General features: G+C 55.3%; 13 protein-coding genes. 5 read left to right on the top strand and 8 right to left on the bottom strand.

Features of this window, described 5'->3' with window-relative positions; translation table 11 throughout:
* The first annotated feature begins 70 nt into the window (after positions 1-70).
* Entirely contained in the window at positions 71-1,993 is a 1,923-nt protein-coding gene (locus H7849_RS08850) for a bifunctional homocysteine S-methyltransferase/methylenetetrahydrofolate reductase (protein WP_186745800.1), read from the top strand.
* Between the two features lie 37 nt (positions 1,994-2,030).
* Positions 2,031-2,201, top strand: a complete 171-nt coding sequence (gene xseB, locus H7849_RS08855; RefSeq protein ID WP_251106799.1) for an exodeoxyribonuclease VII small subunit — start codon at positions 2,031-2,033, stop codon at positions 2,199-2,201.
* 12 nt (positions 2,202-2,213) lie between these two features.
* Here xseB and H7849_RS08860 read toward each other — a convergent pair whose 3' ends face one another.
* The 6 genes from H7849_RS08860 to dcd form a co-directional block, all read right to left on the bottom strand.
* The gene (locus tag H7849_RS08860; protein WP_186745804.1) at positions 2,214-2,801 is read right to left on the bottom strand and encodes a YbhB/YbcL family Raf kinase inhibitor-like protein; all 588 of its coding nucleotides are present in this window, start codon (positions 2,799-2,801) and stop codon (positions 2,214-2,216) included.
* 147 nt (positions 2,802-2,948) lie between these two features.
* On the bottom strand, positions 2,949-3,956 hold the full coding sequence (gene lpxD / locus H7849_RS08865) for a UDP-3-O-(3-hydroxymyristoyl)glucosamine N-acyltransferase (protein WP_186745806.1): 1,008 nt from the start codon (positions 3,954-3,956) through the stop codon (positions 2,949-2,951).
* A gap of 25 nt (positions 3,957-3,981) precedes the next feature.
* Positions 3,982-4,881, bottom strand: a complete 900-nt coding sequence (locus H7849_RS08870; protein WP_186745807.1) for a lysophospholipid acyltransferase family protein — start codon at positions 4,879-4,881, stop codon at positions 3,982-3,984.
* 115 nt (positions 4,882-4,996) lie between these two features.
* On the bottom strand, positions 4,997-5,692 hold the full coding sequence (locus tag H7849_RS08875; protein ID WP_186745809.1) for a lipid-binding SYLF domain-containing protein: 696 nt from the start codon (positions 5,690-5,692) through the stop codon (positions 4,997-4,999).
* Positions 5,693-6,130: 438 nt separating this feature from the next.
* Complete coding sequence (locus H7849_RS08880; RefSeq protein ID WP_186745811.1) at positions 6,131-6,796, bottom strand: LuxR C-terminal-related transcriptional regulator; 666 nt, start codon at positions 6,794-6,796, stop codon at positions 6,131-6,133.
* Positions 6,796-7,350: a dCTP deaminase gene (dcd, locus tag H7849_RS08885; protein WP_186745813.1), complete on the bottom strand. Its 555-nt coding sequence runs from the start codon at positions 7,348-7,350 to the stop codon at positions 6,796-6,798. The genes H7849_RS08880 and dcd overlap by 1 nt, the downstream gene beginning before the upstream one ends.
* A gap of 174 nt (positions 7,351-7,524) precedes the next feature.
* Here dcd and H7849_RS08890 point away from each other — a divergent pair, with 174 nt between their 5' ends.
* The gene (locus H7849_RS08890; RefSeq protein WP_186747339.1) at positions 7,525-7,797 is read left to right on the top strand and encodes an HU family DNA-binding protein; all 273 of its coding nucleotides are present in this window, start codon (positions 7,525-7,527) and stop codon (positions 7,795-7,797) included.
* 37 nt (positions 7,798-7,834) lie between these two features.
* On the opposite strand, the gene priA is transcribed toward H7849_RS08890, so the two are convergent.
* Entirely contained in the window at positions 7,835-10,300 is a 2,466-nt protein-coding gene (gene priA, locus H7849_RS08895) for a replication restart helicase PriA (protein WP_186745815.1), read from the bottom strand.
* Positions 10,301-10,417: 117 nt separating this feature from the next.
* Here priA and H7849_RS08900 point away from each other — a divergent pair, with 117 nt between their 5' ends.
* A complete protein-coding gene (locus H7849_RS08900; RefSeq protein WP_186745817.1) occupies positions 10,418-11,470 on the top strand; it encodes a 3-deoxy-7-phosphoheptulonate synthase in 1,053 nt (350 codons plus the stop codon).
* 90 nt (positions 11,471-11,560) lie between these two features.
* Positions 11,561-12,904, top strand: a complete 1,344-nt coding sequence (locus tag H7849_RS08905) for an NCS2 family permease (RefSeq protein ID WP_186745819.1) — start codon at positions 11,561-11,563, stop codon at positions 12,902-12,904.
* A gap of 62 nt (positions 12,905-12,966) precedes the next feature.
* On the opposite strand, the gene H7849_RS08910 is transcribed toward H7849_RS08905, so the two are convergent.
* The gene (locus H7849_RS08910; protein WP_186745821.1) at positions 12,967-13,452 is read right to left on the bottom strand and encodes a bifunctional nuclease family protein; all 486 of its coding nucleotides are present in this window, start codon (positions 13,450-13,452) and stop codon (positions 12,967-12,969) included.
* Positions 13,453-13,463 lie beyond the last annotated feature (11 nt).

Genomic DNA, 13,463 nt, shown 5'->3' on the forward strand with positions numbered 1-13,463 from the left:
ATTCAGCGTATCGCAACTGATTCCCCGCTGGCGCTCTCGACGCAAGTGCCTTAGCATGACTAGAAGGCCAATGACAAACCGTCTTCACAACCTGTTTGGCAACCGCACTGTCATATTTGACGGCGCTATGGGCACAATGCTCTATGCTCGCGGTGTATTTATTAACCGGTGCTACGACGAACTCAATCTATCGCAACCTGAACTGGTTCGTTCCATTCACGAAGAGTACCTGCAAACCGGCGCCGAGGTCATTGAGACCAATACTTTTGGCGCAAACCAATTCCGGCTGGTTCGCTATGGGCTGCAGGACCAGGTCGCAAAGATCAATCAGGCTGGAGCACGCATCGCGCGGCAAGCAGTTAACCAACTGAAAGACAAACAGGCTGGCATGGCCTGGGTCGCTGGTTCTGTCGGTCCGCTGGGCATTCATCTTGAACCTCTGGGCAAGACATCCCTTGAAGAAGCTCGCGCTGCATTTGCCGAGCAGATTCAGGGCCTTATTGCTGGCGGTCCAGGTGTTGGCGTAGACCTGCTGGTGATCGAGACCATGCCCGCATTGAACGAGGCCGAGCAAGCTCTTCTTGCGGCGCGCGAAATCGCGCCTGATCTGCCCGTGATGGCTCTCGTCACCGTCGATGAAGAGGCGCATTGCCTTGATGGCGCTACTCCAGAAGTCGCGGCAGCCAAGCTGGCGTCCTGGGGCGCAGACGCCATCGGCGTGAACTGCAGCACAGGACCGGCGACGGTTCTGACTGCGATTGAATGCATGGCTGGCGCAAGCGACCTTCCCCTTGCCGTGATGCCGAACGCGGGCATGCCTCGCGCTGTAGACGGGCGCAATATCTATCTCTGTTCGCCAGAGTACATGGCAAGCTTCACGCGAAAGTTCTTGAAGTCGGGCGTACAGATTATTGGCGGTTGTTGTGGCACCACACCGAATCACATTCGCGCGATGAAGTCTGCGACACGCGCTGTGGAGGCGCAGAAAAGCAGCGCAGGACATACCGCGCGCGCGCCCATCGTGACAGAAACGCCTCCACCACCGATCGACGAACGCTCAAGCCTCGGACGACTCATTCGCGACGGCAAATTCGTGGCGATGGTTGAGATTGTTCCGCCAAAGGGCATTGACTGCTCCAAAGAGCTTGCCGGAGCCAGTCTGCTCGCCGGCCTTGGCATCGACGTTATTAACGTGCCGGATTCTCCGCGTGCCTCAGCACGCATGAGCGCGCAAAGTCTTTGCATTCAGATTCAGCAGAAGACCGGCATCGAGACGATCCTGCACTACACCTGCCGCGACCGGAATGTGCTTAGCATTCAAAGCGATCTGCTGGGCGCATCATCGATCGGTCTGAGAAATATCCTGTGCCTGACTGGCGATCCGCCGAAGCTTGGCAATTATCCCGACGCAACCGCAGTTTTCGATGTGGATGCGATCGGGCTAGTAAACATAGTGAACCGGCTGAATCACGGACTCGACATCGGTGGCAACCCTATCGGTGCATCCACCGGCTTTACCATCGCTTGTGCCGCCAATCCCGGCGTGCCGGATATTGATAACGAAGTCCGGAGGTTCGCTTACAAAGTGGAGGCTGGCGCGGAATACGCAATTACGCAGCCCGTCTTCGACCTGCGGGTCCTCGAAGCATTTCTCAAACGTATCGAGAGCTTCCGGATTCCGGTCATTGCCGGCATTTGGCCGCTCACCAGTCTGCGCAACGCTGAATTCATGAAGAACGATCTGCGCGTCGCCGTACCGGATACCATCATGCTGCGGATGCAGTCAGCAGCGTCGCCCGAGACTGCACGCGCTGAGGGTATTCGTATCGCCCAGGAAATGCTGGAAACGGCACGACCGATGGTCCAGGGCGTCCAGGTCAGCGCACCCTTCGGACGCTACACGTCTGCCGCCGAAGTGTTGGCTGCCGTGCTCCCCAACGTCACAGTGACAAAACAGGACATCACCGAGGGAACAAGCGTTGTCAAGCTTTGAAGAATCATTGAAGCGGCTGGAAAAGATTGTGGAACAGATGGAGCGCGGTGACCTTCCCCTCGAGGAATCGATCAGATTATTCGAGGAGGGCATGAGTCTTTCCGCGGTCTGCAAGGAGCATCTGGATCAAGCCGAAGGCAAAGTGCAGATTCTCATGAAGCAACGCGACGGTTCGATGAAAGCAGAGCCGTTCCCACCGCAGAAATAACCTTGAAAGCCGCTATTGGCGGCGTGTATACACTCCTACGAGCTTGCCTTCAGCCAGCACGTGGCCTTTTGCAGCTTGAACTACGTCCTCTGGGGTTGCACCTTCGTGGAGTTGCAACTGAGTATCGAGCGCATAAACATTGAAGACGTAGTGATGAGGCTTCTTCCCCGGCGGACACGGGCCGCCATAGCCGATCTTGTCAAAGTCGTTCTTTCCCTGCACCGCACCATGTAGGCTTTCTGCTTGCGATGAGACGCCTTCAGGTAAATCGCGCATTTCTGCAGGGAGATTGAAGGCCACCCAGTGCACGAAGATCACTGGAGAATCGGTATCATAGACGATCCATGCCAGGCTCTTAGTAGCCGCCGGCGGCCCAGAAATCGACAGTTGGGGCGATAGATTACCTCCATCGCATGTAAATCTCGGCGGAACGATGCCGCCGTTGGCAAAATCCGAACTTGTGACAGTAAGGACCGGCACTGTCCCTGCATCGACGATGTCCCTGCCGCGCTTCCCTCTCCAATAAAGCAACCATGCAGCAAGAGAGCCGATGACCAACAAGAGGAACAGAAGAAGCCCGATGCCCCATCGTCTTCCCATTCCCATAGATTTCCTTTCTTGTTATGAGCCGTGCGGCTTATGCGCTGCTGCGCAAAACTCACCACATCATCGTTCAATCAGGTGGCAACGGCCGAAGTCCTGCCTATATTGCGTGAGTGTCCGCCGATGACGACAATGGCCAAGATCCTAGTCTTCCTTCTTCTTCGACGACCGAGTCAGCCGGGCGAGCACGGCTAGCTCTTTAAGATAGTCCTTGATTGGCCGCGCTGGTGTACCCCAGAAAACAATCCCAGGGCCACGAATCTTCTTGCGTGACGGGATTCCGGCCTGCGCTCCGAGAATGACCTTATCGCCAATCTCAACATGATCGGCAATCCCCACCTGACCGCCGACGATGGCGTCATCTCCAATGACGCTGCTGCCCGAAACGCCAGTCTGCGCCGCGATCACCACGTTCTTTCCAACGCGTACATTATGTCCGACATGGACCAGGTTATCTAATTTCACGCCGCATGCGATGCGCGTTTCTTCAAGTGCGCCGCGATCGATGGTGGTATTCGCGCCAATCTCAACGTCGTCTTCAATGATGAGCTTTCCCTGCTGTGGAAACTGAAGGTATTCACCCGTTGCGGCATCGCGCACGTAGCCGAAGCCATCCGCACCCAGTACAGCGCCGGCGTGGACTACCACACGCTCGCCCAGGGTAACCCCTGGATACAGAACCACACGCGGATATATCCGACAACTTTTCCCAAGGCGCACCCCTGCGCCCACAACTGAACCACTACCAATGCTCGAACCTTCGCCAATTTCCGCATCATCCTCTACAACGGCATACGGACCAACAAAAATATCGTTATGGAGAACAGCAGTGGGGGCTATCACAGCGGTTGGATGCACTCCGGTCTTTTCCTGCGAAGAACGCAATAAACGCGCTGCCTTCGCAAATCCGAGACGAGGCTGTCGCATCACCAGCAATGGCTTCGCGCCACCTGCGTGTATTGACAACTCCTCCGTTACCAGCACGGCTGCTGCTTTGGATTCGAGTGCCTCGCGTAACGTCAACTCGTCCTCAGCGAAGACAAGCGAATCGGCATCAGCCAGCGAAGCACTTGTCACGCGCCGGATCACGACACCATTCGATCCCACTAGATCCGCGCCAATCGACGCTGCAATTTCCCTCAGTTGAAGCATGAACTCGTCCGAAATTTTTCCGCGGTCAATAGATTGGAGGCTCGCCCTCTGGGCGCGTCTTCCATCGCCGGTGAACCCACAGCCACTGATCAGGATACTGCCTCACATACGCTTCTATTGCCGCTGTACATTTGGCAGTGTTCGTAACGGTGTCCGCTTCGTCATCACCGGTGCGGTCAAAAACAATCTCATCACCAAAGTGCAGCACGTATTTCTGCTCGGCCTTCTCCCACAGCATAAATCCCGGCAGGACCGCGGCTCCGGTTTTCAACGCCACCCGTGCAAGACCTGACGCCGTGCAAGCAGGCTTCCCAAAGAACGGCACAAAGACACCCTGTGGCGGAGTCATATTTGTATCCATCAGAATGCCAACGGTCTCGCCCTGACGCATCGCCCCCAACAATCCCCGAGCAAAGTCATCCTTGTGCAGCACGCGATTCCCGTGGAGGCAACGAATGTGATTCACCAGTCCATCCACGCGAGCGTTATCAAGACGCCGTATGACCATGCTCATGGGATAGCCCATGAGCGAATGATAGAAGCTCGATAGTTCCCACGCGCCCAGGTGGCCAGTAACGATGAGCACGCCTTTGCCCTTATCGCGGGCAGCCAGATAGCGATCCAGCCCATCATATCGAAGAAAGGATCGCGAATTCTCACGTGTGTACCGGGGCATCTGACAGAATTCAGCCAGCAGCCAGCCCAGATGACGATAAAGGTTGCGCAAGACGTCATATCGCTGCTTGTGATTCCAATCTGGGAATGCCAGTTCCAGATTCCTGAGCCCGACACTCCGTAGCCTGGGTACGATGCGGAACGCCAGCAATCCAATGCCAACTCCAACAGCCCGCGCAACGTTGCCCGGCAACAGGCGAAGCAGACGGACCAATCCCCAGACGACAGCGAACTCAAGGCTCTCTTGCATGAACGAAAATTAATTGTCAGTGTAAATGCAAAAGGAATTCGTAAGGCTGCAGCAGGGATGAAATAGAAAAGGAGCCGCTGGCGCGGCCCCTCTTCTATTTTGCAATCAAAGATGGCTATTCGCCTGACTGCTGTTGTGACTCATGGAAGTATTTGGCAATCGTGCGAAGAAACGGCCTTGAGTCTTCGGGTGGCAGCACATTTCCCTTCAGGACTTGATCAAAGGCATGCGGCCCGCCGTAGAACGTCGTCGTGTCATCGGTATTCTGGCTTACAGTAGTCCCGTCCAGATCGATGCCGGCAAAGAGTCCCTTGGTGCGCGAATAGGTCAGCAATTCCGCATGCAGCGTAACGTCGGTCGAAGCCTGCGCAGTACGCCCCACCGGTCCAGCCGCTGCAGAAGCATCCCCACCAATCTTGAACTTGCTCTTCAACAGATCCTGCAAGCCCTTGTCGTTCACCGCAACCAGCACCAGATCTGTCCCCTCGCCGCCGATTTGGAATCCAAATGAACCGCCCGCCATACGGATGAACACCGGACCGCTCCAGCCACGCCCTGTTCGGCAGGTGACGACGCCCTGCCCATACTGTCCGCCCACAATGAAGGCGCCCTTCTTGAGGCTGGGCACAACGGCAATGCAGGTTGCCTGCTTCACAATCGAGTCGGGAATTCCCTTGTCCGGAGTTTGCATGATCTCATCGATCACGGTCCTTGCATTCTCCAGACGCGTATCCAGAGCCGCCTTATCGCTGGCTGCAAGCGCCGGTAAAGACATTCCTGCAACACACAACAGCGCAAATAGCTTTTTCATGTTGATTCTTTTTCTCCCTACGGTCGATATTTGATCTTTCGCCAAATCGACGCCGACTCTCATCCTTCAGCAGAATGCTGTGTGCGTCAAGAAACTGGGAAACACGTTCTTCGCTTCAGACACTGTGATGCAGGGCACTCGTCTAGGGTTGAGTTGCAACGGCAACGTAGACGTAAAATTCAGGGCAGGGAAAGAGCCTGTGGATCAAAGATTGACAAATTGACAAGATGACCAGGGATGGGGAGATAAAGAAGAGAAAAAATGGGGTGGCCGTGCATTGATCTGCACAGGCCAGCCCCGTTCCCCAGATCTGCGTTGTTGCTAATAGGGTTTTACGGCTTTCCCGACAGACCCGCAAGATAACAGAGGTAGGATGGACCTAAGTAAGCCCTGAATAAGGGGATTTAGGGAGTTGAAAGTAGCCGATTCGAACGAATATCAGCTGTTTTGACCAGGACCGCCACCCAGCGCATGCTTGGCGGCATGAATTGAGAGCGCAATCCGGTTTCCCACGCCAACCTTCCGCATCATGCGTCCTACGTATGACTTAACCGTACGTACCTCAATTCCTAAAGCTTCGGCGATTTCCCTGTTAGAGCGAGCTGAAACCAGCAATTGCAGGACTTCCAATTCGCGGTGGGTGAATTGTGGGGCAGAGCGTGGTGAGATGGTCCCGCCATCGATCATTCGATCAACCAACAGCGAGAGCGTTCTCCTTGGCGCCCAAATCGAGCCGCTAGCCACGAGTTCGACCGCGCGGGAGACTTCATCGGGCGTGGCTGTATCCAGCAAATAGCCCTTCGCGCCAGCCATAATCGCCGCGATCACGCTCTCATCATCACCGTCTTCACTCATCACAATGATGCGAATCGAAGGCGTAGCAGCTCTCAGGCGCTCGATGGTTGTGAGGATCTCGGAGCGGACCATCAGGCTGATTACGGCAAGATCCAGCGATTCTGCGACCAACAAACCGTCAAGACCGGCATCGATAAGCTCAATGCCGCGAATTTCTTCAAGTATGCTGCGCAGGCCTTCTCGACGAATGGGTTCCACAGCAAACAAGCCCACTCGCAGGCGCTGCGCGTAAATGCGTTTCTCTTCCATCACAACTTCGGTAAAACAATTCCCTGTTGCTTCTGATACTTCCCGCGACGATCAGCGTAGCTGATCTCGCACACCTCATCGGACTGGAAAAACAGAATCTGGCAGAGCCCTTCGTTGGCATACACACGCGCCGGCAAAGGCGTCGTGTTTGAAATCTCCAAGGTCACGTAACCCTCCCATTCTGGCTCAAATGGGGTTACGTTTACGATGATCCCGCAACGCGCGTAGGTTGACTTCCCTACGCAGATAGTCAACACATCACGCGGAATCTTGAAATACTCAACAGAGCGCGCCAGTGCAAATGAGTTTGGGGGGATAATGACTGACTCGGCCTGCACCGTCACAAAAGACCGCTCGTCAAAGTCCTTGGGGTCAATGATAGCGCTATTTACGTTTGTAAAGATCTTAAATTCGTCAGAAACCCGCAAATCGTACCCGTAGGACGACAACCCGTACGAAATAACCCCTTCCTTTACTTGCTTTTCGCTAAAAGGATGGATCATCTGGTGTTTTGTGGCCTGTTCCCGAATCCAACGGTCGCTCTTAATTGACATGCAACTCCTCACCATGCTCTTTAAGCGTATCGCGAAATCAAAAAAAGTTGAATAATCCACTCAAAATGCGCATCTTATGAGTCATTTAGCGCATTGACAACACAGGAAAAGCTTTCTAGTATCCCTGTAGCCGTGAATCCCGGCGGCAATGCCTAAGAAATAGAGGTGAACGCGTTGATAAAACAAGACATTATCCATCACGTCATCGAACGCACAGGCCTGCCGCGCAACAAAGCTGAAGCGGCGGTGGATACGGTCTTCGAAAGCCTGAAAAAGGCTCTCGCTCAGGGCGACCGCATCGAATTGCGGGGCTTCGGAGTCTTTAATGTACGTCCCCGTAAAACCGGCATTGGCCGCAACCCACGCACGGGCGCGGAGGTAACCATAACCCCAGGCAAGGCGGTCCGCTTCAAGCCTGGTAAGGAACTGCACCTTCTCGATTCCTGACTTTTTGCTGCAAAAACCTGTCTGGAGCGAGGCAGCCTCACATCAGGCTTATTGCGTCCACATCCACAATCAAACTTCGACGCGGAATCCCAATTTCTTCGGCATGTGCCAGCACAGATCGCAGCCCGTTTCCGAGAACCTGGCGCTTTTCTGCTTTCATCACCAGGTGGAAGCGGTAAATGCGCTTGATTCGGGAGATCGGCGCAGTAGCTGGACCAAGCACACGTACGCCAGTCAACTGCGTCTGCTGAAACCATCGCCCGAGAGAGGAAGCCCATCCGGCGGCTTCCTCCAAATGCTGACTTTGAATGAGGACATTTGCCAGCACATCGAAGGGCGGATAGTGCATCCACCGTCTGTACTTCAACTCTCGTTCAACGAAAGCATGGAAATCGTGCTTGGCGGCACACTCAATCGCGTAGTGGCCCGGGTGGTATGTCTGAACAATAACCTTGCCGGGCAGTTCACCTCTGCCTGCGCGCCCTGATACCTGTGTCAGTAGCTGAAAGACACGCTCCGAGGCGCGAAAATCGGGCAGTCCTAGCGCATGGTCGCAACCGACAACCCCCACGAGCGTCACTCCGTGAATATCGTGACCCTTAGCGATCATCTGAGTGCCAACCAGCAGATTGATCTCACCCGAATGCAGGCGCATCAGCAGCCGTTCCAGATCATGTCGCCCGCGCACCGTGTCGCGATCCATCCTTCCGATACGCGCGCCCGGGAAAATCTCCTGTAGCCGTTCTTCGCCCTGCTGCGAGCCGGCACCCAGAAAATACAGGTGCTCGCTCTCACATTTGGGACATAGCTTTGGCACCGTCCGTTTGTAGCCGCAGTAGTGACACTCCAGGCGCTGACCCACGTGAGCATGCTGATCGTCGTTCGGAACAGTCTTGTGATAGGTCAGAGCGATGGCGCAGTTCTCGCATTCCAGCTTTTCACCGCAGGCCCGGCATAAAACCACATAGGAATAACCTCGACGATTCAGCAAAATAATTGCCTGTTCTCCGCGCTCCAGCGTGGCCTTTGTTTCTTCAATCAACGCCCGCGAAAAGAGTTGTTCCTGACCTGTCTCCTGAAACTCCCGCCGCATGTCGACCAGATCTACCATCGGCAGTGGGCGTTGATTCACGCGTTCATGCATTTTGATTTTTTCGTAACGCCCGCGCTGCGCGTTCCGCCACGATTCCAGCGACGGTGTAGCCGATCCGAGCACAACAACCGCGGATGATAGCTTCGCCCGCATTACCGCCACATCTCGCGCATGGTAACGCGGCATCTCTTCCTGTTTGTAGCTCGAATCATGCTCCTCATCGACGACAATCAGTCCGAGGTTTGCCACTGGAGCAAAGACCGCTGACCGCGTCCCCACTACTATGCGCGCATCGCCTCTGCGAATCCTGTGCCACTGCTCCGCGCGTTCCTCAGGAGTGAGTGCCGAATGCAGCAATGCAACCTCAGACGCGAAGGCGTGGTGCAATTGCGCCGCCATCGCTGGAGTCAAACCGATCTCCGGCACCAGGAGAATCGCGGACTTGCCGAGATCCAGTACATGTCGCATCGCCGCCAGGTATACGGCAGTCTTCCCTGACCCGGTAACACCATGCAACAGATACGGTCGAAACTCGTTCGAGGCTACAGCGGTGATAATGGCATCGAAGGCTGCTCTCTGCTGCATGTTCAGCTCATATTCAGGTCGTTTCACCCTCAGACCACTGAGATGAAAATCTGCCGCGCGCTCTTCAATCCGAACCAATCCGCGCTTCACTAGGGTGGCCACCGTCGATGCGGGCGTTGGCAACTTGCGCAATTCCGCCACAGGTAACTCGCCACCACCCGCACCGGCCAGTTCTGCAAGAATCGCTTGCTGATTTTCATTCAGCTTCGGAAGCCGCGCATTTTCAATCACCACTGCCCACCGCACCGTTCGTCGCGCATCGCGGGCATCTGCTTGCGTCTCTCGCGCGATCCAGCGCTTACGCAGCATGCCTTGAAGCAACTGCAGACTTGCTCCAGTGGAGGACCGCAACCGTGAAACCCTGGCTGTTCCCCCGCCCTCCAAGTAATTGAGAACCGCATATTCAAGGTTCTGCTCGCCGGGAGGAAGCTTTGAGCGCCGCGACGAGCCTCTCTCTGCGCCATCTTGCAGCACCTGCCGTCCTGTATCGGTAATCCGATACAGCACCATGCGCCGCACCTCGGCCATCAACGGCAGCATCGTCCGCAAAACCTCACCCAACGGAGCGATATAGTATTGCGCGATCCACTGCGCCAACTCCAGCAATGGACCAGAAATCAGCGGCTCCTGATCAAGAATGCCGATCAGAGCTTTTGCTTCGACCGGCGGAGCGTCGTCATGCACGCGTACCACGACACCAGCAAGCTTTTCATTGCGAAAGGGCACAAGGACGCGACAGCCGACGCCGGGAATCTCGCCATTTAACGCATAGGTAAAGGCGCGATCCAATGGAACAGGCAAGGCAACATCACAGAACTCAGGCATGGGCTACTGAGGCGAGAGTACCAGATGCGGTCACTCGAACGTCGAAGCGCAGCATTCCGCGTGGCTCGTGCCGAAAGTCAGCAAGCGGACTCCACTGTTACATTAAAAGTAAGACCCATGTTCTACCCAACAAATGATTTACGCATAAAAGCGACGAAGGTTGTCCTACCGCCGGTATTTCTCGAAGAAGAATTACCTGTCACCGAGCGGGCATCAGCGACTGTTTTTCAGGCCCGAAACGAGATCATCAACATTCTCAATGGAAGCGATTCGCGCCTTGTTGTGGTCGTTGGGCCTTGTTCCATCCATGACACCAAAGCTGCGCGCGAGTATGCCGGATTGTTGAAGAATGCAATCGACGAATTCGGGAATGAGTTGCGAATCGTGATGCGCGTCTATTTTGAGAAGCCACGCACCACGCTTGGCTGGAAGGGACTGATTAACGATCCTCATCTCGATGAATCTTTCCGTATCAACGATGGACTGAGACTGGCACGGCATCTGTTGCTCGATCTTGCGGAGATGGGCGTGCCTGCGGGGACTGAATTTCTGGATATGATCTCGCCGCAGTATGTTGCTGAACTGGTCAGTTGGGGAGCCATCGGCGCGCGCACTACGGAAAGTCAGGTACACCGGCAGCTCGCCTCCGGCTTGTCTTGCCCGGTCGGCTTTAAGAACGGGACCTCTGGCAATGTACAGATCGCGATTGAGGCCATCGTTTCGGCGGGACATCCGCATACGTTTCTTGGTACTTCGGAAACAGGCCAATCTGCGATTCTCTTTACGGCGGGAAATCCCGACTGCCACATCATTCTGCGCGGCGGCAGGCAGACGACGAACTACGATACGGCCTCTGTTGCCTCGACATCTGAGCAGATGGAAAAAGCCGGCGTTAAGGCTCGGATCATGATCGACTGCAGCCACGCCAATAGTGGCAAGGATCACAAGAAACAGGGTGTGGTTTCTCGCGAAGTGGCTACGCAAATTGCAGCGGGCGATCGCCGCATTATGGGTGTAATGCTCGAAAGCAATCTGATTGCGGGTTCACAGAACCTTGTGAATGGCAAGGCTCTTACGTACGGGCAAAGCATTACCGACGCATGCATCGACTGGACCGAAACCCACGGCCTACTTAAAGATCTGGCGGGTGCGGTTCGTGCGGGGCGATAAATGTCAGCCGGAAAGGCCGAGACACTTCATTGCAAAGCGCCATAAAGTTGCTTGGGGCGACGGGGCCTTCTGTGTAGACTACGCGCAAGCATGACCACGATTACGTCACCAGAAAAGCGCGGGAGCTTTGTCTCCGCTCTCGAGCGTTACTTCCTCTTTGAAGCGCTTGAAACAAACTGGCGCACCGAGATTCTTGCTGGCTTCACGACGTTTGTCACGATGGCCTACATCGTCTTCGTGAATCCGGCGATTTTGCACGAGACCGGGATGCCCGTTGCCGCGGTGACTGCGGCAACGTGCTGCTGCGCCGCCTTGGGCAGCATCCTGATGGGGGCGCTGGCAAACTATCCAATCGCACTCGCACCGGGGATGGGACTCAACGCTTACTTCACCTACACCGTGGTAAAACACATGGGCGTGCCATGGCAGACGGCTCTCGGTGCAGTTTTTCTTTCCGGCGTGATTTTTCTGCTGCTCACCGTCGGCGGCATTCGCCAGTTGCTGGTCGGTGCGATTCCGCATGAACTGCATGCGGCTGTCGCGGGCGGCGTCGGACTCTTTATCGCATTTATCGGACTACGAAATGCTGGCATTATCGTTGCCGACCCGGCGACCGTTGTGGGACTTGGGAATCTGCGCAATCCGCAGACTGCACTTGCCATCTTTGGATTGTTGCTCATTGCGCTGCTCCAGGTATTTCGCGTGCGCGCGTCCATGCTGATCGGAATTATGGGCACAGCGCTGACAGGGTGGGCCTTCAGCCTTGTACATTGGCATCCGGAGGCATACCGCTTCAGCGACATCACGGCAACAGCCTTTAAGCTCGACATCCGCGGGGCACTGCATATTGGCGTTTTCGAGATTATTTTTGTCTTCCTCTTCGTCGATCTCTTCGACAACATTGGCACGCTAGTGGCAGTGAGCCAGAAGGCTGGACTGATTGATGCGCAACATCGTATCGCGCGCTTGAACCGCATTTTTTTTGCCGATGCGACTGCAACCATTGCCGGCTCGCTTACGGGAACGAGTACGGTCGTCAGCTACATTGAATCGAGCGCGGGGGTTGCCGCGGGAGGGCGGTCGGGTGTAACTGCGATCGTTACGGGCATTCTGTTTATTGTGGCTCTGTTTGTAGCGCCGCTCGTCGGCGCCATCCCAACAGCCGCAACGTCGCCAGCGTTGATCATTGTCGGTGGACTGATGCTCTCGTCCATCAGCGAAATCAAGTGGTCTGATCCGCTGATAGCCTTCCCGGCATTTCTGACACTTGTGACGATTCCGCTGACGTACTCAATCGCGAACGGATTGAGCTTCGGCATCATTGCTTTTGCGCTGCTGCATATCTTCAGCGGGCGCTTTCGCTGGCAGGACTGGCTGCTGTATGTTTTGGCCGCGCTATTTCTCTTGCGCTTCATCTATATGGCCAAGGGATGATTGGCATCAGTCTCTGTTAATCGACGATAGGGCCTTCGTTTAAACTACGAACGCCTGCTCAACTACATCTTGTAACGTCCGAGATCCTCGTCGTTCAGATTCTCCAGCCAACGACGCAGCTCTTCCTGTGTTGCCTGATCGGTGGGGTTAGAGATGACTTTGGCGACGCGCAGGACATCTTCATCCACGAAAATCGGGCAGTCAGCGCGCAGTGCGAGCGCCAAAGCGTCGGATGGGCGGCAATCAATGGTGACGGACTCTCCGTCTTGCTCAAGCCACAACACAGCGTAAAAGGTGTCGTTCTTAAGCTCTGTAACCACAACACGTTGCACGGTGGCGTTCAGACCTTGGACCAGGTTTTTAAGCAGGTCGTGTGTCATGGGGCGCGGCGTCGTCGCCTTTTCCACTTCAAGGGCGATAGCGTTGGCCTCATACAAACCCACCCAGATAGGCAACACAGTATCTCCCTGCACGTCTTTCAGAATGACGATCGGCGCATTGGTTGATGGATCGACCATCAGGCCCCGGATTTTCATCTCGATTTCCATCCAGCGTGACC

Origin of the sequence: Alloacidobacterium dinghuense, from assembly GCF_014274465.1 — a bacterium.
In the GTDB taxonomy this organism is placed as follows: domain Bacteria; phylum Acidobacteriota; class Terriglobia; order Terriglobales; family Acidobacteriaceae; genus Alloacidobacterium; species Alloacidobacterium dinghuense.